General features: G+C 71.2%; 13 protein-coding genes. 8 read left to right on the top strand and 5 right to left on the bottom strand.

Annotation, left to right across the window (positions count from 1 at the left end):
* Positions 1-28: 28 nt before the first annotated feature.
* The 5 genes from ACWD3C_RS25205 to ACWD3C_RS25185 all read left to right on the top strand — a co-directional run bounded on the left by ACWD3C_RS25205 (position 29) and on the right by ACWD3C_RS25185 (position 8,969).
* On the top strand, positions 29-1,786 hold the full coding sequence (locus ACWD3C_RS25205; RefSeq protein ID WP_451147570.1) for a fatty acyl-AMP ligase: 1,758 nt from the start codon (positions 29-31) through the stop codon (positions 1,784-1,786).
* The gene (locus tag ACWD3C_RS25200; protein WP_451147568.1) at positions 1,783-5,832 is read left to right on the top strand and encodes a beta-ketoacyl synthase N-terminal-like domain-containing protein; all 4,050 of its coding nucleotides are present in this window, start codon (positions 1,783-1,785) and stop codon (positions 5,830-5,832) included. The genes ACWD3C_RS25205 and ACWD3C_RS25200 overlap by 4 nt, the downstream gene beginning before the upstream one ends.
* Before the next feature lie 21 nt (positions 5,833-5,853).
* Positions 5,854-6,819: an alpha/beta hydrolase gene (locus ACWD3C_RS25195; protein WP_451147566.1), complete on the top strand. Its 966-nt coding sequence runs from the start codon at positions 5,854-5,856 to the stop codon at positions 6,817-6,819.
* Positions 6,820-6,941: 122 nt separating this feature from the next.
* Complete coding sequence (locus ACWD3C_RS25190) at positions 6,942-8,156, top strand: PucR family transcriptional regulator (protein WP_451147564.1); 1,215 nt, start codon at positions 6,942-6,944, stop codon at positions 8,154-8,156.
* 171 nt (positions 8,157-8,327) lie between these two features.
* On the top strand, positions 8,328-8,969 hold the full coding sequence (locus ACWD3C_RS25185; protein WP_451147562.1) for a cutinase family protein: 642 nt from the start codon (positions 8,328-8,330) through the stop codon (positions 8,967-8,969).
* 75 nt (positions 8,970-9,044) lie between these two features.
* Here ACWD3C_RS25185 and ACWD3C_RS25180 read toward each other — a convergent pair whose 3' ends face one another.
* From ACWD3C_RS25180 to ACWD3C_RS25165, 4 genes are all read right to left on the bottom strand, one after another.
* Complete coding sequence (locus ACWD3C_RS25180) at positions 9,045-10,775, bottom strand: hypothetical protein (protein ID WP_451147560.1); 1,731 nt, start codon at positions 10,773-10,775, stop codon at positions 9,045-9,047.
* Between the two features lie 168 nt (positions 10,776-10,943).
* Positions 10,944-11,723: a carbohydrate ABC transporter permease gene (locus tag ACWD3C_RS25175; RefSeq protein ID WP_451147633.1), complete on the bottom strand. Its 780-nt coding sequence runs from the start codon at positions 11,721-11,723 to the stop codon at positions 10,944-10,946.
* Between the two features lie 50 nt (positions 11,724-11,773).
* Positions 11,774-12,829, bottom strand: a complete 1,056-nt coding sequence (locus ACWD3C_RS25170; RefSeq protein ID WP_451147558.1) for a carbohydrate ABC transporter permease — start codon at positions 12,827-12,829, stop codon at positions 11,774-11,776.
* Between the two features lies 1 nt (position 12,830).
* Positions 12,831-14,102, bottom strand: a complete 1,272-nt coding sequence (locus ACWD3C_RS25165; RefSeq protein ID WP_451147556.1) for an ABC transporter substrate-binding protein — start codon at positions 14,100-14,102, stop codon at positions 12,831-12,833.
* A 330-nt stretch (positions 14,103-14,432) separates the two neighbouring features.
* Here ACWD3C_RS25165 and ACWD3C_RS25160 point away from each other — a divergent pair, with 330 nt between their 5' ends.
* Complete coding sequence (locus ACWD3C_RS25160) at positions 14,433-15,185, top strand: DeoR/GlpR family DNA-binding transcription regulator (protein ID WP_451147554.1); 753 nt, start codon at positions 14,433-14,435, stop codon at positions 15,183-15,185.
* Positions 15,182-16,543, top strand: a complete 1,362-nt coding sequence (locus ACWD3C_RS25155) for a 6-phospho-beta-glucosidase (RefSeq protein WP_451147552.1) — start codon at positions 15,182-15,184, stop codon at positions 16,541-16,543. Before ACWD3C_RS25160 ends, ACWD3C_RS25155 begins: the two co-directional genes overlap by 4 nt.
* Positions 16,544-16,666: 123 nt before the next feature.
* Here the strand turns inward: ACWD3C_RS25155 and ACWD3C_RS25150 are convergent, their stop codons facing one another.
* Positions 16,667-16,843 carry a hypothetical protein gene (locus ACWD3C_RS25150; protein ID WP_451147550.1) on the bottom strand — a complete coding sequence of 59 codons (177 nt, stop codon included), beginning with the start codon at positions 16,841-16,843 and terminating at the stop codon, positions 16,667-16,669.
* A gap of 551 nt (positions 16,844-17,394) precedes the next feature.
* On the opposite strand from ACWD3C_RS25150, the gene ACWD3C_RS25145 reads away from it, so the two are divergent.
* Positions 17,395-22,581, top strand: a complete 5,187-nt coding sequence (locus ACWD3C_RS25145) for a family 43 glycosylhydrolase (RefSeq protein ID WP_451147548.1) — start codon at positions 17,395-17,397, stop codon at positions 22,579-22,581.
* Positions 22,582-22,700: the final 119 nt, after the last annotated feature.

Genomic DNA, 22,700 nt, shown 5'->3' with positions numbered 1-22,700 from the left:
GATCCCGCGACATGAGGAGTCCCGCCAGATGGAGAGCCGCCGTCCCCCGCTCGCGCCCGCCTGCCGCACCCTGCCCGAGTATGTGCGGCACTGGGCCGAAACCATCCCCGACCGCCGGGCGTTCACCTTCGTCGAGCACCCCGCACCGCACTCGCGCGGCGTCCACCGCACCCTGACCTGGCGGCGGCTGGACCTGCGGGTGCGCGCGCTCGCCGCCCGCCTCGCCGAGGAGGCCGAACCCGGGGCGCGGGTCGCGCTGCTGTGTCCGCAGGGCACCGAGTACGTCACCGGGTTCCTCGCGGCGCTCGCCGCCGGGATGGTCGCCGTACCGCTGTATCCCCCCGATCTGCCCGGGCACGCGGACCGGCTCACGGGTGTCCTGGCCGACGCGCGCCCCGCGGCCGTCGTGACCACGAGCCGCGCCGTGGAGGAGGTGAGGAGCTTCGGCGGCGGGGAACGGGTGCCGGTCGTCGTCGCGGATCTGGTGCCCGACGACGCCGCGCGGGACTGGCGACCGGCCGCGCCGGACGAGGGGGCGACCGCCTACCTCCAGTACACCTCGGGCTCGACCCGCGCCCCGGCGGGCGTGGAGATCACCCACGCCAACGTCGTCGCCAACGCCGGGCAGGCGCTGAGCGCGTACGGCGCGGACGCGCATCCGGTGACCTGCGTGGGCTGGCTGCCGCTCTACCACGACATGGGTCTTGTGCTCAGCGTCGCCGCCCCCGTCGTACGCGGTCTGCTGTCGGTGCTGATGGACCCGGCCGCGTTCCTGCACGAGCCGGTGCGCTGGCTGCGGTTGCTCGCCGCGCATCCGCGTGCCATCAGCGCAGCGCCCAACTTCGCCTACGACTACTGCGTCTCCGCCGTCACCGACGCCCAGAAGGCGGACCTCCGGCTCGACGGGGTCACCGCGCTGATCAACGGCAGCGAGCCGGTCCGCCCCGGCACGGCCGACCGCTTCCACGCCGCCTTCGCCGACCAGGGGCTCTCCCCCGGCACCCACTGCCCCTCGTACGGTCTCGCCGAGGCCACCGTCTTCGTCAGTGCCGCCCGGCCGGGCGAGCCGTTGCGCAGGTTCGCCCTCGACCGTGACGCCCTCGCCGCCGGGAAGGCCCTGTCCGCGCGGCCCGACGACCCCGGAGCGGTGCTGCTGGCCGGTTGCGGCACCCCGGTGGGCCAGCGGGTCCGTGTCGCGGACCCCGTGACGCGGACCGTGCTGCCGGAGGGTGAGGTCGGCGAGATCTGGGTGCGGGGCCCCAACGTCGGCCGTGGCTACTGGAACCGGGGGGACGACGGCTTCGACGGCGAGTTCGCCGACGCCGCGGCCGGCCCCGGACCGTGGCTGCGCACCGGCGACCTGGGCGCGGTGCTGGACGGGCAGCTGATCGTCACCGGCCGGCTGAAGGACCTCGTCATCGTCGACGGCCGCAACCACTACCCGCAGGACGTCGAGACCACGGCCCAGGACGCGCACCCGGCCGTGCGCCGCGACCGGCTCGCCGCCTTCGCCGTGCCCGGCGGCGCGGGTGAGCGGGTCGTCGTCGTGGCCGAGCACGTACGGAGCGCGGCCCTCGCCGACCTCGACGTGCCGGGGGTGGCGCGCGCCGTGCGCGGCGCCGTCTCCGCCCGGCACGGGCTGCGGCTCGCCGACGTCGTCCTCGTCCCGCCGGGCGCGGTGGCCCGTACCTCCAGCGGCAAGGTGTCGCGGGCGCTGACCCGCGCGCGCTACCTGGAGGGGTCGTACGCCTCGCCTGCCGATGCGACGGCGGGGGTCACGGGATGAGGCCCGCCGACGCGAGCGCGCTGCGCCGCCTGATCGCCGAGCGGGTGGCCGCGTGGTACGGCACCGCACCCGAGGACGTCCCGATGGACCGTCAGCTCGCGGAGCTCGGCATGTCCTCGCGGGACGCGGTCGCCCTGGCCGGGGAGCTGTCCCGCGCCACGGGCTGCGAGCTGCCGCCGACGCTGTTGTGGGAGGCGCCCACCGGCGACGCTCTGGTGGCGCGTCTGTGCGGCACGGCCGCCGGTCCCGCGCCGCTCGTGAGGGCGTCCGGCTCGGCCGGTGAACCCGTCGCGGTCGTCGGTGTCGGCTGCCGGCTGCCCGGCGGGGTGCACGGCCCGGACGACTACTGGCGGCTGCTGCGCGAGGGTGTCGACGCGATCCGGCGCGTACCGGAGGACCGGTGGCGCGACTTCACCGCCTTTCCGCCCGTCGACGCCGACCCCTACGGCGGCTATCTCGACGACATCGCCGGGTTCGACGCGGACTTCTTCCGCATCACGCCGCGCGAGGCCGCGGTGATGGACCCCCAGCAGCGGATCCTGTTGGAGGTCGTGCACGAGGCGCTCGACCACGCCGCCGTCCCGGCCGCCTCCCTGGCGGGCACGGCCACGGGCGTGTTCGTCGGCGTCTCCGCCCCGGAGTACGGGCAGCTCACCGGCGCCGACCCGGCCGCCGTCGACCCGTGGGCACCGGCAGGTGCGGCTCTCAGCGTCACCGCGGGCCGGCTGGCGTACGTCCTGGACACCCGTGGGCCGAGCCTGGCCGTGGACACCGCCTGCTCCTCCTCGCTGGTCGCCGTGCACCATGCCTGCGTCAGCCTGTGGGCGGGCGAGAGCGACACGGCGATCGCCGCCGGGGTCAACCTGCTGCTGTCGCCCGCCGTCACCGTCGCCTTCCGGCGGGCGGGCGCCCTCGCGGCGGACGGGCGGTGCAAGCCGTTCTCGGCGGCGGCCGACGGCATCGGGCGCGGCGAGGGCTGTGCTGCCGTGATCCTGAAGCGGCTGTCCCACGCCGAGCGGGACGGTGACCGGGTGCTGGCGGTCATCCGTACGACGGCCGTCAACTCCGACGGCCGCTCCAACGGCCTCATGGCGCCCAACCCGGCTGCCCAGCGGGCCCTGTTGGAGGCCGCCTACGCGCGGGCCGGGCTCACCCCGGCGCACGTCGACCACGTCGAGGCGCACGGCACCGGCACCCCGCTGGGCGACCCGATCGAGGCGGGCGCGCTCGGCGCGGTGCTCGGCCCCGGCCGCGACCCCGACCAGCCGCTGCTGCTGGGCTCCGTCAAGGGCAACCTCGGCCACCTGGAGTCCGCGGCGGGCGTCGCCGGGCTGGTGAAGACGGTGCTCGCCCTGCACCACGACCTCGTCCCGCCCTCCCTGCACTGCGCGGACGGCAGCGCCCTGCGCGACGCCCGGCTGCGGGTGGTGACCGAACCCGAGCCGTGGCCCCGCTACGGCGGCACGGCCACCGCCGGGGTCTCGGGGTTCGGCTTCGGCGGCACCAACGCCCATGCGGTCCTGGAGGAATGGCGTCCCGTCGATCCGCTGTCGTCCCCGGCCGACGAGCCCGCCGCCCGCCTCCACCTCCTCTCCGACGCCGACGCCGAGCGGGTCCGGGACACCGCCGTCCGGCTCGCCGACTGGGTGCGCACCAGCGCCGCTCACCCCGCCGACGTGGCCCGCACACTCGCCGGGCGCACCGGACGCGGACCCGTGCGCGCCGCCGTCGTGGCCCGTGACCGTGCCGAACTCGCGGACGCCCTGGGGGCGTTGGCGGCGGGGCGTCCGGACGCGCGGGTCGTGACGGGTGACCGCGACCTCGTCGGACGCGGCACGGTGTGGGTCTTCTCCGGGTACGGCGGCCAGTGGCCCGGCATGGGGCGGCGGCTGCTGGCCGAGGAGCCCGCGTTCGCCGCCGCCGTGGAGAAACTCGACCCGCAGCTCGCCGCCGAGTGCGGCCTGTCCCTGTACGACCACCTGGCGTCCGGGACCGGCCTTGACCGGCTGGAGACCGCCCAACCCGTCCTGTTCGGGCTGCAGTTGGCGCTCGCCGAACTGTGGCGCTCGTACGGTGTCGAGCCCGCCGCCGTGATCGGCCACTCCATGGGCGAGGTCGCCGCCGCCGTGTGCGCGGGTGCCCTGAACGTGTCGGACGGGGCGCGGGTCATCGCCGTACGCGCCCGGCTGCTGAGCGGGCTGCGCGGCGGTGCGATGGCCGTCGTCGAACTGGACGACTCCGAACTCGACGCCCTGGAACGGGACTTCCCGGGCGTGCACGTCGCCGTCCACTCCTCGCCGCGGCAGAAGGTCGTCACGGGGGAGGAGGCGGCGGTGGGCCCTCTGGTGAGCCGGCTGGAGAAGGAGGGCCGGGCCGTCCGGTCCCTGCGGGTCGTCGGCGCCGGGCACTCCCCGCAGGTCGAGGCGCTGCTGCCGGAGCTGACCCGCGCGCTGGCCTGTGTGAAGGGCCGTCGGCCGCGCGTGCCCGTGTACTCCACCGTCCTCGACGACCCGCGTGACGCGAGCGCGTTCGACGCCGCCCACTGGGCCGCCAACCTGCGGCGGCCCGTGCGCCTGGACCGGGCCGTCGCGGCAGCCGCGTCCGACGGGCACACGGCGTTCGTCGAGATCTCGCCCCACCCGGTCCTCACCGGCGCCGTCACCGACACGGTGCCCGACGCGCTCGCCCTGGCCACGCTGCGCCGCGACGCGGACGGTACCGCCGCGTTCGTCTCGCGGTTGGGTGCCCTGTATGCGGCGGGGCAGCGGCTGCCGCTCCCGCCCGGCCGGGTCGTCGACGTGCCCGCACCGCGCTGGCGGCATGTGCGGCACTGGTGGACGGACGGGAGGACCGGGGCGGCGGGCGCACCGGCGATACCGGGACCGACAGGCATATCTGCGGCGACCGGCAGATCGGCGGCCGTCGAGCGTCACGTCAGTGGCAGCGCGGACGCAGCGGAACCCGCCGGTGGCCACGCGCACACGGCGGAGCTCTCCCCGGTCCTGGCCCGCCTGACCCACCACATCGCCGCCGTCACCGGCCACGCGCCGTCCCGCATCACCCCGGCCACCGCGTTCACCGGCCTCGGCCTGGACTCCCTCATGGCCGTCCGCATCCGTACGGCCGTGGAGCGCGAGTTCGGCATCGAGCTGCCCTTGCGCGACCTGCTCGGCGCCGCCACCGTCACCGAGGCGGCCACCCGTATCGAGCAGGCCCTCCCCCAGTCGGCCGGTGGCGTGCCCCTGCGTCCCCTGCGCGCCACCGGCTCCCGGCCCCCGCTGTTCCTCGTGCACGCCGCCGGGGGACCGACCACCGTGTACCGGCCGCTCGCCGAACGGCTCGGCGAAGAGCAGCCGGTGTACGGACTCGACCTGGTCGAGGAGGCGCGCACGGTGCCCGGCAAGGCACGGCGCTACGTCGAAGCGATCCGCTCCGCGCACCCCGACGGGCCTTTGCTGCTGGGTGGTTGGTCCTTCGGCGGCTTCGTCGCCCAGGAGACCGCGCGGCAACTGGCGGCCGCGGGGCGGACGGTGGACCTGCTGGTGCTCATCGACTCGGTACGCCCCCTCCCCCGGCCCGGCCTGACACGGGCCGACCGCGTCCGGGCCCACTTCGAGGGCTTCGCCGACCACGTCGCCGAAACCTACGGTGTGCGGCTGGAGTTGCCGTACGACGACCTCGTGACGATGGACGACGACGAAAACCGTATCGACACCGTGCTGCGGATCTTGCGCGAGGCCGCCGACGTGCCGTCCGCCGCGTTGGAGCACCAGCGCGCCTCCTACCTGGACCTGAGCATCGGCGAGGCGCACCGGCCGGGCCGGTACGACGGCCGGGTGGTCCTCTACCGGGCCACCGAGCCCGCTCCGCACACGGTGCGCGATCCGGCGTACGAGCGGGACGACAAGGCGCTCGGCTGGGACGAGGTGTGCCCGCGTCTGGAGGTCGTGCCGGTGGCCGGGCACCACCTCTCGCTGCTCGACCCGCCGCACGTCGACGAGATCGCCGCCCATCTGAGCCGGGTGCCCGCCGAGCGGGCCCCGTGAACCGGAACCCGAGGAGCCGCCATGCCCGACCGCACTACCGCCGTGTCCCCGCACACCACCGCCGTGTCCCGCCGCACCGTCGCCAAGGTGACGGCCGCCGCCGGTCTGGCCGTCCTGTTCGGCGCCGCGACCGCCACCGGCCGCGCCCGCGCGGCGACCCGGCTCGGACCGCGCACCCTTGACCTGTCCGTGTCCTCCGCCGCGCTGGGCCGTGCCGCGCCGGTGCGGCTGATCCTGCCGTCGGGCTTCGACGCGGAGCCCGGGCGGACCTACCCCGTGCTGTATCTGCTGCACGGCGCCCACGACGACTACAACTCCTGGACCCGGGAGACCGGAGTCGAGGCCTTCACCGAGGGCCGCGACCTGATCGTGGCGATGCCGGACGCGGGCCCCACCGGCATCCCCAGCGCCTGGCGCGGCGGCCCCGACTACGAGACGTTCCAGGTCCAGGAGGTTCCGGCGCTGCTCGCCCGTGACTTCCGGGCCTCCGGCGTGCAGGCCGTCGCCGGTGTCTCCACCGGTGGCTACGGTGCGATGGCGCACGCTGCCCGACACCCGGGCGCGTTCACCGCCGCGGCCGCCTACAGCGGTGTCCTCGACACGACCGCGCCCGGCGTGCCCGCCATTGTCAACGCCATCGTGACTCGGGAGAGCCTGCCGTCCGCGTCGCTCTGGGGTCATCCGCTCCGGGACTTCGCCACCTGGCGTGACTTCAACCCCCGTACCCGCGCCGAGGGGCTGCGCGGCACCGCCCTGTACGTCTCCAACGGGAGCGGACTGTTCGGCGGCGGCGTTGATCCGCTGCCCGAGGCGCTGGAGAGCGCGCTGTGGCCCTCCGCCCACGCCTTCACCGGCGTGCTCGGGCGCCTGCGTATCCCGGTGACCACCCACTACTACGCGGGAGGAGGACACAGCTGGGTCTACTGGAGACGGGAGTTCACCGCGTCTTGGCCGATGCTCGCCCGTGCGCTGGGCGTACCGGAGTGATGTCGGTGCCACGGGGGCACGGAACGGAGCGGAGTGGCCGTCCGTCCAACACAGGACATCCCGCTCGTCCCACGGGCAACAGTGCGCGGATGAGCCGCTTCCGGGTGAAAGGAGTGTCCGCGATGGCTGTCCCCACCCCGTACGACGTCCCGGACGGTCCCGGGGCCCCGCCGGTGCCGCCCGACCTGGCCCGGCTGCTGCGTACCCGGCTGATGTCCGTCGCGGACGAGGTGGAGGCAGAGGTCCTCCGCCAGGTTCCCGAGTACGCCCACGACGGCCCGTACCGCAGAAACCTGAGGGCCGGGGTGGTGCAGGCGCTGACCCTGTTCGTCGACCACATCGCCGACCCGCGCGACAACGGCAAGGCGATCGCCGCGACGTACTACGAACTCGGGCGCGGAGTGGCCCTGGAGGGCCTCAGTCTGGATGCGCTGCAGTCCGCGCTGCGCGTCGGCGGGATGCACGCCTGGCGGCTGTTGGGGCGTACGGCGGAGGAAGTCGGGCTGGACTCGACCGTCGTGGCCGCGCTGGGCGAGCTCGCGTTCCGGACGGTGCACGAGGTCGCGGAGGCGGCCGCGGCCGGGTACGCGGAGGCCCAGCTGCACAGTGCGGACGAGGTGGAGCGGCGGCGTCGGCGCCTGCTCGACCTGCTCCTGGGCGAGGGGCCGGTGACCCCGGAAGCCGTGCAGGACCTGGCGCACGGCGCACGGTGGCCGGTGCCTCGGCAGGTCGCCGTCGTCGCGCTCGCGGCCGCACCGGACCGGAGGGAGGAGGACCGGCCGTTGCTGACGGCGGGCACGCTGGCGGACATGGAGTCACGGCCGCCGCGCATGCTGGTGCCCGACCCGGACCGCACCGGGCGCTTCGGCGGCCGGGCGTTCGCGCTCGCGCTGGGCGGCCGCCCCGCCGCGATCGGGCCGACGGTGCCGCTCACCGAGGCCGCGCAGTCGCTGCGCTGGGCCACGCGGGCCCTGGGGCTGATGGGCCGCGGGATCCTTCCCCGCCAGGGCGTGGTGCGGTGCGCCGACCACCTGTCCACGCTGCTGCTGCACGGCGACGAGCCGCTGCTCGCCCAGCTCCAGACAGGCGTCCTCGCCCCGCTCGACGAGGTCTCGGCGGGGCAGCGCGTCCGGCTCGCCGAGACACTGCTCGCCTGGCTGCTCAGCGGCAGCAACGTGCCCGATGTCGCCGCCCGGCTGCACATCCACCCGCAGACGGTCCGCTACCGGCTGCGCCAGCTGGAGAAGCTGTTCGGCGACGCGCTGCACGATCCCGGCACCCGCCTCGATCTGATTCTCGCGTTACGCGCCGAATCACTGCGGACGCAGGAGAAATGATCCCGCCGCGCCATGACGCGCATGACAGAAATGATCCCGATACTCAAACGGCGACAAAAATCCTCGACAATTCCATAATCCCGTCCATAACACTCCCCTGAAGCAAGCGAATACGTTCGGGACCGTCCTTTTTCGCAGGCGCTTCACGCGCCCCACTCGCGGAGGATCCCCATGCGTATCCGTTTGTGTCTCGCCGCGCTCTCGCTGGCCGGCGGGACCGGACTCGTCACCCTCTCGGCGCCCACCGCGTCGGCCGCACCCTGCACGGACATCGAGGTCGTCGCGGCCCGCGGCACCTTCGAGCCGGGCACGCTCGGCTTCATCGTCGGCGACCCCGTGTTTTCCGCGCTGCAGAACAAACTGACCGGAAAAACCCTGTCCAGCTACGCGGTGAATTATCCCGCGAATCTTTCCCTGACCTCGGCCGCGCAAGGCAACAGGGATCTGGTGAACCACGTCAACAGCCAGGCGTCCGCGTGCCCGAGTCAGCGGTTCATTCTCGTGGGCTATTCGCAGGGCGCGAACGTCGTCGACAACTCCATAGGAATCAGCAGTGCCGGCGCGGTGGTCGGCAGCCCCATCGTGGCCACCCTGCCCGCCGCGGTCGAACCGAGGGTCGCCGCGGTGCTGCTGTTCGGCAACCCGATACGGGCCCTCGGCAAGAGCGTCACCGGCACGTACGAGAGCCGCACCATCGACTTCTGCGCCGAGGGCGATCCCGTCTGCGAGAGCGGCGGCGACGACGTGGGGGCGCACCTCGGCTACCGGGACGACGCCGACGCGGCGGCCACCTTCGCCGCGGGCAAGGTCTGAGCGTCTGAGCGGAACGCAGGTACACGTGGGGCCCGGGAGGATCTCCTCCCGGGCCCCACGGACGTACGTCGGCTGCTACCGCGGTGACCGTGCGAACCGCGCGAGTCCGGTGGAGACGAGCTCGGGACGGCCGTTGTTCTGCTCCGGCGCCGCGGTCAGCACGTCGAGGTGCTGGTAGCCGTCGGCGACGACGGGGTGCAGGTCGGGCGGGACGCGGCCCGCCAGCAGTCCGTCACCCGCGAGCACGGTGAGGGTCGGGTTGGCGGTGATCCCGTCGGGGTGGACGACGAGCTTCTTCACCTGCGGCGCGGTGGACAGCTGGAGGTCGGTGACCAGTTTCGTGGGGAAGTACTGCTCGGTGAAGTCCAGCGGCTGCTCGGCCAGGCTCCGGGCCAGTTCCTGGATGTCGGTGACCTCCTTGCCTGCGTCGGTGAACGACGTGCCGTCGGCCGACAGGTACCCGGGGTCGTCGGCGTCGCCGACACGGTCGTAATTGCGCCAGGTGTACAGCGGCCCCCGGGGCCGGTCCGGGATGGCCTTGTACTCGGTGCCGAACAGCCCGGGCTGCTCCTCACCGCCGTTGGCGACGGGGAAGTTCTTGTCGGCGATAGGCCCGCCGTCGAAGAAGCCGACGCTGCTCTGCAGGAACGCCAGCGGTACGGAGTGGTCGTCCATCAGCGCCCCGAGCACCGCCTCGTTGGTGAGCCGGAAGTCCTTCACCCCCGGTGAGCCGGTGAGGAAGGTGGCGGTGTCCTTGGAGAACAGGAACCGGTTGGTGGCCTCGATGTTGAGGTTGGCGGGCAGGTAGCGGGGCAGGTCGGCCTCACCGCCGGGGTCCCGCACGGCGCCGAGACCGGCGATCGCGAGCAGGGTCATGGTCTCGGGGTTGAGCAGCACCGGCGCGTTCAGCGAGCGCGGCAGCACTCCGCTGTCGAGTCCGGCCTGCACCACGCCGTAACCGAGGCCGATGTCGGGCAGGTTGGTGTCGTCCGGGATGCTGCCGCTGAGGTCGGCCAGTGAGGTGGAGACGGTGGTGTCGAGGGCGAAGTAGCCGGCGCACTGGTTGTGTCCCGCGTCGGTCGTGGTGGTGCGGTCGCCGTCGAAGTCGGCGGTCGCGAAGTACCCGGTGATCACGCCGCCCAGCGAGTGCCCGCCGCACAGCACCTTGCGCCCCCGTGTCTCCTGGTCGGGCAACTCGGCGGTGAGCAGGTCGTACTGGTCCCGGACGGTCTGCTCGATGCCGAGCCTCGCCATCCATCCCAACCGCTCGTTGCCGACGAACCCGTCGAAGGCCCGGCCGTCGACCTTCTTGCCGCGGTAGTAGTAGTCGACGGCGGTGTGCTGGTCGCCGGAGGCGATGCCGGTGCGGTCCTCCAGGCAGTTGGAGCGCCGGTCCAGGGCCCAGAACTCGATGTGGGGGCCCTGTGCGGCGGCGGCTGCCACCGTGTTGCGGGCGACGCTGTCGAACGCCCCCGCCCCTTCCAGGATGCCCGGCTGGGCGACGAGGATCCGGTCGGCGTCGGCCGAGGCGTCCGGCCCGTCGGCGGCGCGGTAGCGCAGGTACGACAGCCAGTCGCACGCGGCCGGACGGGGCCCGGCCGACTCCGGCAACGGCACCTTCACCCGCACCACCGACTCGCTCACCCCGGCGACCGGGGACGACGAGGCCACCGGCGTCTCGGTCCGCGCCCTGTCCGCCCCGTCCGCCCCGGCGCCCGGCGCCGCGGCCGTGAGCGTCCCGGTGATCAGCAGCACCGCCAGTACGGCGCTTCGCCACGTTCTTCCCCTGCTGCGACTCATGTCCATGCCACGGACGCTAGGGTCCCGGGCGCCCCGGGATCAGGATGTGCTGACAGGAACTCAGTTTTCCGGCGCCGCCTTGTCACCGGCGCACAGAGCCGCGCGAACGGCTCGGCGCACGTCTACCACGTGCGCAGCACGCAACATCCTGCGCCACCCCGCCCCGGTCCGCCCTCAGCGCAAGGCCCCCTTGGTGGCGTCGGCGATGAACCCGCGGGCGAAGAAGGTGAACGCCAGCACCAGCGGGATGACCGCGAGCAGCACCCCGGACATCACCATGCTGTAGTCCGTGGAGTGGCCCGCGTACAGCTGCGCCAGCGCCACCTGGAGGGTCAGCTCGTCCGGGTTGACCAGCATCACCAACGGCAGGACGTAGTCGTTCCAGGCGGCGATGAAGGTGTAGATGCCGAGGAACGCCAGGGCCGGGCGGACGCACGGCAGCACCACATGCCAGTACTGGCGGAAGAATCCGGCACCCTCGATCCGGGCGGCGTCCAGCAGTTCGTCCGGGACTCCGGTGCTGGTGTACTGGCGCATCCAGAAGATGCCGAAGGCGTTGGCGGCGGCGGGCACGATGAGCGCCTTGAGTGTGCCCAGCCAGCCGAGCTGCACCATGATCTCGTACTGCGGGATGATCGCCAGCTGGGTCGGCAGGATGTACATCGCCAGCAGCAGCCCGAACAGGAACTTCTTGCCGGGGAATTCGTACTTGGCGAAGGCGAAGGCCGCCAGCGAGTCGAAGAACAGCACCAGCAGCGTCGTACAGACCGCCACGATCACCGTGTTGAGCAGGGACCCGAAGAAGTCCATCTTCTCGAACAGGTTCTGGATGTTGGTCAGCAGGTTGTCGCCGAACCACAGCTTCGGCGGGTAGCTGTAGATGTCCTGCGAGGTGTTGGTCGCCATGACGATGATCCAGTAGAACGGGAACACCGAGACGACGACACAGATCATCAGGACGACATGGACGCTCAGGCCCCTCAGGCGCTTGCGATTCCGGTCGTTCACGGCCGTCGCTCCTTACGCTGCACCAGGCGCCAGTTGATGACGACGAGAAGCAGGATCAACAGGAAGAAGGCCCAGACGATCGCGGCGGCGTAGCCGAAGTCGTTGTTGTCGAAGGCCTGGTGGTAGAAGTACAGCAGCGTGGTCAGGCCCGCCTGGCCCGGCCCGCCGGAGTTGGGGTTCGTGGACGCGTCGCTGCCGAACAGCACCTGGGGTTCGGTGAAACTCTGCAGGCCGGTGACGGTGGAGATGACCACGGTGAACAGGATGATGGGCCGCAGGAGGGGGATCGTGATGGAGAAGAAGATCCGTACCGGGCCGGCGCCGTCCATCCTGGCCGCCTCGTAGAGCTCCGAGGGGATCGCCTGGAGGCCGGCCAGGTAGATGATGGCGTTGTAGCCGGTCCACTGCCAGGTCATCAGCGCCGAGATCACCAGCTTGATCGTCCATTCGTTGCTCAACCACGGCACGGCCGACAGATTCACCGCCTGCAGGACGGCGTTGATGAGCCCGAAGTTGTTGCTGAAGATCGCGCCGAAGAAGATGGCGATGGCCACCAGCGAGGTGATGCTGGGGATGAACAGGGCGACCCGGTAGAAGGCCGTCAAGCGCCGGGTCGAGTTCACCAGTACCGCCATCACCAGCGCCATGAAGAGCATCGGCACGGTGGACAGCACCCAGATGACCAGGGTGTTGCGCAGCGACAGCCAGAACACCGGGTCGTCCCACAGGAAGCGGAACTGCTGGAGCCCGACGAACTCCATCTCCCCGATGCCGTCCCATCTCTGGAACGCCAGGTACACGGTGTAGAGCATCGGGAAGAGCATGAAGACGGAGAAGATCAGGTAGTACGGCGAGACCGCCAGGTACTGCGGCCAGTTCCTGGCGATCCCGCGTCGCGGCCCGTGCCGGCCCCCGGCCGACACCGGCCGGACCCGGCGACCGGACCGCCGCGGACTACGGCGGCGGTCCGGGGCCGACTGCCCGGAGGGTCCGGTGGCGGGTCCCGAGGACGGACCGGTGGAGGCCGGGCCGGCTACCGGGCTTGACGACATGTCACTTCACTCCCTGCCGCTGGGCGATCTGCTTGGCCTGGCTGACCGCGTCCTTCCAGGCGTCCTCGGGGTCCTTGCCCTTGGCCTCGATGGAGGTCAGCTCGTTGTAGTAGGCGGCCGAGACCGCCGCGTCGGCCGGGGCCTCGTACACGGCGGGTATCTTCTCGGCGGCCGGGCCGAAGATCTCGATGGTCTTCTGGCCGCCGAAGAAGTCGTCGCCGCCGGTCAGCGCGGGCAGTTCGTACGCGGCCGGGGCGGTCGGGAACAGGGCCGCGTCGGTGAAGCCGCGAGCCTGGTTCTCCGGGCTCAGGATCCAGCTGATGACCTCGAAGGCCAGTTCGGGGTTGGCGCAGGTCGAGGGGATGCACAGGAAGGAGCCACCGAGGTTGGACGGCCCGCCCGGCAGGCTCGCCACCCGCCACTTGCCCTTGGTGTCCGGTGCCGCGTTCTGGATGTCCAGCGCGTACCAGGCGGCGCCCAGCCCGGTGGCCACGGTGCCGTTACTGATGGCGGCGTTCCAGGTGTTGTCGTTGATATTGCCGTCGATGCCGAGCGTGTAGGGCTTCACGGCGGTGGTCCAGGCCGCACGGATGTGGTCCTGGTCGCCGATGAACGTGTTGTCCTCGTCGATGAACCGCTGGGTGCCCTGACCGACGGCCATGGAGAACACGGCACCGATGTTGTTGATCAGGAACGACTCCGGCAGCGCCTTGCGCAGTTCGACGCCGGCGTCGAAGTAGTCGTCCCAGGTGGACAGCTGGGACGAGACCTCGGCCGGGTCGGTGGGCAGCCCCGCCTCGGCGAAGAGGTCCTCGCGGTAGTACACCGCGCAGGGTCCGATGTCGATCGGGAAGCCGATGACCTTGCCGTCCTGGGTCGTGGCCTGCTTCAGCTTCCACGACAGGTACTCGGGCGCCAGCTTGTCCATGCCCAGGGTGTTCAGGTCGAGGAAGCGGTTGGCGTTGGGCAGGAAGGAGGCGATGTCCTCGCCCTTGATGCCGGTGATGTCCGGGGCGGTCTGGGCGGTCCTCATGCCGGTGAGCAGCTTGGTCTTGAAGTCGCCGCCGATCACCGAGGTCTTCAGGGTGACGTCGGAGAAGTGCTTCTTGGCGTCGGCGACGGTCTGGTCGCTCAGGCCTCCGGCCCAGTACCAGAACTTCAGGTTCTTGCTGTCCTTGCTGCCGCCCGACCCGGAGCCGCCGCACGCGGTCAGCCCGGCCGTTGCGGCCGTGAGTACGGCGGCTTCGAGGAATCGTCTGCGGGAAAGGTCCACGGTCTTCTCCTGGTGTTCGGCGTGTCCGGCAAGGACCTGCGAGTCGTGAGCGACGGCGGGCGCGACGGGGGTGCGGGTGGCTGAAGTGCGTCGGCGTTCCGCGGACGCACCTCGCCGCCCGGAACGTTGTGAGCTGGTCCTCACGGACGTGCCGACGCGTCAGTGGCAGCGAAATACGCCGTTCTTCCGCTTCGGCCGACCGGAGTGGGGTCCGGGCCTGGCTCGAATTACGCAAGAGAGTGCACCCGGTGCGCGAGTTTGACAAGGGTCAAGCAGAGATCGAGACATTCATGCGTGACTTTGCTCGACTCTGGCGAGTATGGTCGCGACATGCTCCCTGACCGAAGACATGAGCTGATCCTGCGCGTCCTGCGTGAGGAGGGTCCCACCAGCGTGATCTCCCTGGCCGAGAAGGTCGGGGCGAGTCAGGCCACGATCCGGCGCGACCTCGCGCAGTTGGAGGACGAGGGACTGCTCAAACGCGTCTACGGCGGCGCGGTCCCCGTCCTCGGCGAGGACGACCCGTTCGCGGACGTCGCGGCGGTCCGGGTCGAGGCCAAGGACGCCCTGGGCGCCTGGTGCGCCGAGCTGGTGAAGGACGGCGAGACGGTGCTGCTCGACATCGGCACCACGGCCCACCGGGTGGCCCGCCACCTGCACGGGCGGTCCCTGACCGTGATCACCAGCAACCTGGCCGTCTACGAGGAGCTCCAGGACGACAAGGACGTCCAGCTGATCCTGCTGGGCGGCGTGGTCCGGCGCGACTACCGCTCGCTGGTCGGCTTCCTCACCGAGGACAACCTGCGGCAGATCCACGCCGACCGGCTGTTCCTCGGCACCAGCGGAATCCGCCCCGACGGCCAGGTGCTGGACACCACCGCCGTGGAGGTGCCCGTCAAACGGGCGATGATCGCCGCCAGCGACCAGGTGGTCCTGCTCGCGGACGCGGGCAAGTTTCCCGGCACCGGCATGGCCCGGGTGTGCGGGCCGGAAGACCTCGACGTCGTGGTGACCAACGCCCCGGCCGACGAGGCGACCCGTACCTCGCTGCGCGAGGCCGGAGTGGAGGTGGTCGAGGTATGAGACTCACGATCCTGGGCGGCGGCGGCTTCCGCGTCCCGCTGGTCTACCGGGCGCTGCTGGGCGACCGCAGCAAAGGACGCGTCACCCACGTGACCCTGTACGACCTCGATGCCACCCGGCTGACGACCATCCGCAAGGTCCTCGCCGACCAGGCCGCCGGGCACCCCGACCCGCCCGTCGTCACCGTCACGACCGACCTGGACGAGGCGGTCACCGGAAGCGACTTCGTGTTCTCCGCCATCCGCGTCGGCGGACTCGCCGGGCGCGCGGCGGACGAACGGATCGCCCTGGAGGAGGGCGTGCTGGGCCAGGAGACCGTCGGCGCGGGCGGCATCTCGTACGGCCTGCGCACCGTCCCGGTGGCCCGCGAGATCGCCCGCCGCATCGCCGTCCTGGCCCCCGACGCCTGGGTCATCAACTTCACCAACCCCGCCGGCATGGTCACCGAGGCCATGACCGCCCACCTCGGCGACCGCGTGATCGGGATCTGTGATTCCCCGGTGGGCCTCGGCCGCCGTGTCGCCGGTGCGCTGGGCGTCGACCCGGCCCGCACCCGCCTCGACTACGTGGGCCTGAACCATCTGGGCTGGCTGTGCGGCCTGTACGCCGACGGCCGGGACCTGCTGCCGTCCCTGTTCGCGAACGAGACCGCCCTGACCTCCTTCGAGGAGGGCAAGCTCTTCGGCGCCGACCTGCTGCGCACACTCGGCGCGCTGCCCAACGAATACCTGCACTACTACTACTTCAACCGCGAGTCGGTCCGCTCCGCGCGAGCCGCCGAGCAGACCCGCGGCGCCTTCCTCCACTCCCAGCAACAGCGCTTCTACGACTTCATGGGCACCGCCGACGGCGCCCCGCCCGCACCCCGCGCCGCCTGGGACGCCTGGGACGCCACCCGCCTGGAGCGCGAGACCACCTACATGGCGGAGAACCGCGACGCCGTCGGCATGGGCGAACGCGACTCCTGCGACCTGGAGTCCGGCGGCTACGAACAGGTGGCCCTCTCCCTCATGCGTGCCATCGCCCAGGACGAACGCACCACCCTCATCCTCAACGTCCAGGGTCGCGGCCGTATCCCCGTCCTCGACGACGACGCGGTCATCGAGGTCCCCTGCCACGTGGACGCCAACGGCGCCCACCCCATCGCCGGAGCCCCACTCCCCGACCACGGCACCGGCCTGGTGTGCGCGGTCAAGGCGGTCGAGCGCGCGGTCATCCACGCCGCCACCACCGGCGAGCGCGCCCACGCGATCAAGGCACTGACCATCCACCCGCTCATCGACTCGTACGCCGTCGCCGAGCGCCTGCTGGACACCTACCAGCGCCACTTCCCCGAACTCGCCTACCTGGACCGCTGAGCCGTCCTCATACGCGACCTGCGCCGAGCCCACGGGTGACCGGACTCCCCTTCGCGCGGGAACGGGGAGCCACGCGCACTCCGCGAGGAGACGACTCCCAACTGGCCGAACGGCTCCTGGAGATCACCGGCGGCACCCCACCACGCGTTCGACCTCGCGGATCAGGACACCCGGCGACTTGCCGCCCAGCCCCGGGCCGGGCGCGACCGCGTGGCAGCGGATGCCCTCCGTGCCCCGGCGGGAGGCGATGCGGCGGCCTTGGAGGCGGCGTACGCGGGGCGCTGCGGCTCTCTGATCCACGCCGAGTCGGACGAGGTGTTGACGGCGAACGCTCCAGTGACCCGACCAGGCGGCCACTCACGGGCCCCCAACCCTCGAACACCCTGACGAACTGCCGACGCATCGAGAGGGACCGGACCCGCAGCCCTTCTCCTCGCTCTCCTCCTCCCTCCGACACACACATCGCCCCCCCACCTTCGTGCGGCTCCGCGACAAGCACCGCATCGACGACACCTTGCTGCACCAAGTACCACCCCGACCAGCCATCGGCCTGACAACGCTTCAGATCACCGGCACACCATCAGAACGATGCGTGAGCCCGGTCGTCGTCAGGCTTCTCGAAGGGCGCCTGACGCGGAGGATCTGCCACGTCCGGCGCGTGCCGTGAACGACAGAGGGCCGTTCGGCCAGTCGGACATTGTTCGAAACCTCTTGACCTCCCGGCGCAACACGCCCGACACTCGCGCAACGCGACGTCACACAGACGTAACCGGAAGGGCGCGAAAGGAGACTCAGCTCCCCATCGTCCCGTCCTCGCGCACTCCGCCGTGTCTCGACGAGGAGACTTGTCCATGCTGCACATTCCCCGGCCCCGCAGCCGAGCGAGACGTAGGGCGGGCCGGCTCGCCGGACTGACCGCGGCCGCGCTGCTCCTGGGCCTCGTCGGACCCCTCGCTCCCGCACGGGCGTTGGACATCACCGACGGCCTGGCCCTCTGGTACAAACTCGACGCGGCCTCCGGCACCGTGGCGACGGACGCCTCCGGCAACGGCCGGGACGGCACCGTCAACGGCGCCGCGGCCTGGTCCGGTTCAGGTGAGGGGCTCGCGTTCAACGGTTCCGACACCTACATCAAGGTGCCGGACAACATCATGAGCGGCATGGACTCGATCAGCGTCTCGATGGACGTGCGGATCGACGCCGCCCAGGCCACGCCGTACTTCATCTACGGTTTCGGCAACACCAGCGGCACCAGCGGCAACGGGTATCTCTTCACCACCGGCGACAGCTTCCGGACGTCCGTGGCCACCGGCAACTGGTCCACGGAGCAGACCACCAGGCCGTCCACGTCCCGCAATCTGACCCGCGCCGTCTGGAAGCAGGTCACCTACACCCAGACCGGCAACACGGGTGTCCTCTACGAGGACGGCGTGGAGGTGGCCCGCAACACCGCGGTCACCATCACCCCCGGCGCCATCGGCTCCGGCACCACCACCGCGAACTACATCGGCAAGTCCGTGTACCCCGGCGACAAGCTCTTCAAGGGCAGGATCCGCGACTTCCGGGTGTACGACCGCGCGCTGGCCGGCTCGGAGGTCGAGCAGCTCTCCCTCCCCGTCGCCACCCAGGGCGTCGCCGACGACAAGGCCGCCCTCACCCTCGGTGAAACCGGCGCCGTCGTCAGCGACCTGACGCTGCCCCGGACCGGCACGGCCGGCGGCTCCACGATCAGCTGGCAGAGCGACACGCCCTCCGTGGTGTCGGACACCGGCGTCGTGACCCGCCCCGCCTCCGGTGAGCCGGACGGCCACGCCACGCTCACGGCGACCCTGACGAAGGGAACCGTGACCGACACGAAGACCTTCGCCATCACGGTGCTCGCCGCGCCCGACGAAGCGCAGACGGCTCAGGAGGCCGCGGACGCCCTGGTGGTCCACAACATCGGCGACGTACGCGGAAACCTCACCCTGCCGGCGAACGGGGACTCCGGCACCACCGTCAGCTGGTCCTCCGCGAAGCCGGACGTCATCTCGGCGGACGGCGTGGTCCAGCGGCCCGCGCACGGTGCCGGCGCCACCACGGTCGAGCTGACCGCCACCGTGACGAAGGGCCAGGCAGAGGCGACCCGGGTGTTCACCGCCAAGGTGCCTGAACTGCCCGCCGGGGAAGCCCTCAAGGGCTACATGTTCAGCTACTTCACCGGCGAGGGAACCTCGGACGGCGAGCAGGTCTACTTCGCCCTCAGCAAGGGCAACGACCCGCTGAAGTACCGGGAGATCAACGACGGCAGGCCCGTCCTGACCTCCACGCTCGGCGAGAAGGGCCTGCGCGACCCGTTCATCATCCGCTCCCCGGAGGGCGACAAGTTCTACCAGATAGCCACCGACCTGCGGATCTTCGGCAACGGCAACTGGGACGCCGCCCAGCGCACCGGCAGCAAGTCGATCATGGTCTGGGAGAGCACCGACCTGGTGAACTGGACCGACCAGCGGCTGGTGAAGGTCTCGCCGGACTCGGCCGGCAACACCTGGGCGCCGGAGGCGTACTACGACGACGAGCGCGGCGAGTACGTGGTCTTCTGGGCCTCGAAGCTGTACGACAACCCCGAGCACTCCGGAAGCACGTACAACCGGATGATGTACGCCACCACCCGGGACTTCCACACCTTCAGCGAGCCCAAGGTCTGGGTCGACCGCGGCTACTCGGTCATCGACTCCACGATGATCAAGCACGACGGCGTCTACCACCGGCTCTCCAAGGACGAGCGGAACAACACCTCCTCCACCCCGAACAGCAAGTTCATCTTCCACGAGAAGAGCGACTCGATCCTCGACCTCTCCTACGACTTCGTAGCCGAGGGCATCGGCAAGGGGGAGATGAGCGCCGCCGAAGGGCCGCTGATCTTCAAGTCCAACACCGAGGAGAAGTGGTACGCGTTCCTCGACGAGTTCGGCGGCCGCGGCTACATCCCGTTCGAGACGACCGACCTCGCCTCCGGCGCCTGGACCCCGTCCACCGGCTACGACCTGCCCGCCAAGCCCCGCCACGGCACCGTGCTCCCGGTGACCCAGGCCGAGTACGACCGGCTGCTGCGCACCTACCAGGCGGACCAGTTCGTGCAGAGCGTCGAGGACGTCTCGGTGACGACGCGCACCGGCGACGCCCCCGTCCTGCCGGGGACCGTCCTCGCCCGGTACGCCGACGGCGTCGAGCGCCCCGTCTCCGTCAGCTGGGAGGACGTACCGGAGTCGGCGTACGCGCAGCCCGGCACCTTCACCGTCCAGGGCAGCCTGCCGGACGGCGCCGCGCTGAAGGCCACGGCGGAGGTCACGGTCTCCGAGGAAGGCCCCGCCATACCCGCCGACCTCGTGCTGCGCTACGACTTCGACGAGACCGGCGGCAGCATCGCCCGTGACTCCAGCGGCCACGGCTACCACGGCACCTACGTCCGCACCCCGGACTTCGGCACCGGTGTGGACGGCGGTTCCTTCAAGATGTCCGGCGGCTCCAGCAGCTCCACCACCTCGCCGTACGTCAGGATCCCCAACGGCGTCCTGAAGGACACCGACAGCGTCACCGTCTCCACCCACGTCAAGTGGAAGGGCGGGAGCAACTTCCAGTGGCTGTTCGGCCTGGGCCCCGACAGCGACAAGTACCTCTTCGCCACCCCCTCCAACGGCGGCGGCAGGCTGTTCTCGGCGATCACGAAGGCCACATGGTCGGGAGAGAAGCAGATGACGGGGTCCTCCCAGCTCCCCGTCGGCGAGTGGAAGCACGTCACCGTCACCGTGGACGGAGCGGCCCAGACGGCGGTCCTCTACGTGGACGGCGCCGAGGCGGCGCGGGCGACCGGGGTCACCGTCAAGCCGTCCGAGCTGTACGACGCCTCGAAGGGCTACTCCGGCTACATCGGCAGGTCGCTGTACTCCCCGGACCCGTACTTCGGCGGCGAGGTGGACGACTTCCGGATCTACAACCGGGCCCTGTCGCCGGCCGAGGTGCTGGAGCTCAGCGGAAACACCACGGGCATCGCCGGGGCGACCCACCCCGCGCTCAAGACCGACGCGATCATCGACGAGGCGGGCAGCAGAATCACCCTCCCCCTCGTCGAGGGCAGTGACCTCACCGCCCTGGCCCCCGAGTTCACCCTGGCCCACGGCGCGTCCATCAGCCCGGCCTCCGGCACCCTGCGCGACTTCACCGAGCCGGTGACGTACGAAGTGACCGGCTCGGACGGCGCGAAGCGGACCTGGACGGTCGAGGCCCTGGTGATGAGGAGCCCGGTCCTGCCGGGGCTCAACGCCGACCCGAACATCGTCAGGTTCGGCGACACCTTCTACATCTACCCCACCACCGACGGCTTCCCGGGCTGGAGCGGTACGCAGTTCAAGACGTACTCCTCCACCGACCTGGTCCACTGGACGGACCACGGCGTCATCCTCGACCTCGGTCCCGACATCAGCTGGGCCGACAGCCGGGCCTGGGCGCCGGCGGCGACGGAGAAGAACGGGAAGTACTACTTCTACTACTCCGCCGACACGAACATCGGCGTCGCGGTGTCCGACTCGCCCACCGGCCCGTTCACCGACCCGCTGGGCAAGCCGCTGGTCGCCCGCGGCGCCTACACCGGCCAGATGATCGACCCGGCCGTCTTCACCGACGACGACGGCCAGTCGTACCTCTACTGGGGCAACGGCCGGGCGTACGTCGTCCCGCTCAACGACGACATGATCTCCTTCGACGCCTCCAAGGTCACCGACATCACCCCGAGCGGCTACAACGAGGGCACCTTCGTCATCAAGCGCAAGGGCACCTACTACTTCATGTGGTCGGAGAACGACACCCGGGACGAGAACTACCGCGTCGCCTACGCCACCGGGCCCTCCCCGACCGGTCCCTGGACCAAGCAGGGCATCATCCTGGAGAAGGACCTCTCCCTCGGGATCAAGGGCCCCGGCCACCACTCCGTCGTCGACGTCCCGAACACCGACGACTGGTACATCGCCTACCACCGCTTCGCCATCCCCGGCGGTGACGGCACCCACCGCGAAACCACCATCGACAAGCTGGAGTTCGACGCCGACGGGCTGATCAAGAAGGTCGTGCCCACCCTGACGAGCATCGACCCGGTCACCGTCGTCCACGCGGGTCCGGACGCCAGTGGCACCGAGGGCAGCGCGATTCCGCTCACCGGCACCATCTCCGGAGCCGGCAGCCCCAAGTGGACGGTGGAGGACGGAGCACCCTGCGCCTTCTCCGACCCCGACGCCATCCTCACCGCTCTCACCTGCGCCGACGACGGCACCTTCAAGGCCACCCTGACCGGCGGCCGCGGCAGCGACACGCTCACTGTCACGGTCGACAACGCGGCCCCGGTGATCACGGAGGCGACGGGCCCGGCTCCGGTGGCGGCCGGCAAGAGCGCGGTGGTCACGGCGGACTTCACCGACCTGGGCACGGCCGACACCCAGACCTGCCGGGTCGACTGGAAGGACGGCACCGAGCCCACCACCGGCACGGTCACGGCCTCCCGCTGCGAAGCCACCCACACCTACGCCGAGGCGGGCATCCACCGTCCGGTGATCACCGTCACCGACGACGACGGCGGCCGGAACAGCACGGAACTCCCCGAGGTGATCGTCTACGACCGTGCGGCCGGTCCCATCGCGGGCGTCGGCGTCATCTCCTCCCCGGCCGGCGCCTACCCCGCCAAGCCCACCCTGACCGGTATGGCCGGCTTCTCCTTCGGCGCCGCCTACAAGAAGGGCGCCACCGTTCCCAGCGGCGACGCGACCTTCGACTTCCGGGCGGACAGGCTGAAGTTCCGGACCACCTCGTCCGACTGGCTGGTGGTCACCGACTCCGGCGCCCAGTACCAGGGTTCGGGCACGGTCAACGGCGCCGACGGATACGGCTTCCGCATCACCCTCACCGACGCCCCGGACACCTTCCGCATCAAGATCTGGAAGAAGGCCACCGCCGACGTCGTCTACGACAACCTCACCGGCACCAAGGCCTACGGCATCATCTTCGGCTGACGTCCACCGGCCGGGCCACAAGCCCCGGCCTCACCCCTCACCGAGCGGCGCCCGGGACTCCACGAGCCCCGGGCGCCGCTCGACGTCATCCCTCCATGGGGCGCGTCCAGCGCCGCGTA

This window comes from Streptomyces sp. NPDC002845, from assembly GCF_053591955.1.
The sequence above is the reverse complement of the archived record's forward strand: the minus strand, read 5'-3'. Positions and strand labels throughout refer to the sequence as shown.

Coding starts and splice junctions, on each gene's coding strand:
- ACWD3C_RS25155 (WP_451147552.1), top strand. CDS start 15,182: ATGAGACTCACGATCCTGGGCGGCGGCGGCTTCCGCGTCCCGCTGGTC.
- ACWD3C_RS25145 (WP_451147548.1), top strand. CDS start 17,395: ATGCTGCACATTCCCCGGCCCCGCAGCCGAGCGAGACGTAGGGCGGGC.
- ACWD3C_RS25170 (WP_451147558.1), bottom strand. CDS start 12,829: ATGTCGTCAAGCCCGGTAGCCGGCCCGGCCTCCACCGGTCCGTCCTCG.
- ACWD3C_RS25190 (WP_451147564.1), top strand. CDS start 6,942: ATGGCTGTCCCCACCCCGTACGACGTCCCGGACGGTCCCGGGGCCCCG.
- ACWD3C_RS25205 (WP_451147570.1), top strand. CDS start 29: ATGGAGAGCCGCCGTCCCCCGCTCGCGCCCGCCTGCCGCACCCTGCCC.
- ACWD3C_RS25195 (WP_451147566.1), top strand. CDS start 5,854: ATGCCCGACCGCACTACCGCCGTGTCCCCGCACACCACCGCCGTGTCC.
- ACWD3C_RS25185 (WP_451147562.1), top strand. CDS start 8,328: ATGCGTATCCGTTTGTGTCTCGCCGCGCTCTCGCTGGCCGGCGGGACC.
- ACWD3C_RS25200 (WP_451147568.1), top strand. CDS start 1,783: ATGAGGCCCGCCGACGCGAGCGCGCTGCGCCGCCTGATCGCCGAGCGG.
- ACWD3C_RS25180 (WP_451147560.1), bottom strand. CDS start 10,775: ATGGACATGAGTCGCAGCAGGGGAAGAACGTGGCGAAGCGCCGTACTG.
- ACWD3C_RS25175 (WP_451147633.1), bottom strand. CDS start 11,723: ATGATCTGTGTCGTCGTCTCGGTGTTCCCGTTCTACTGGATCATCGTC.
- ACWD3C_RS25160 (WP_451147554.1), top strand. CDS start 14,433: ATGCTCCCTGACCGAAGACATGAGCTGATCCTGCGCGTCCTGCGTGAG.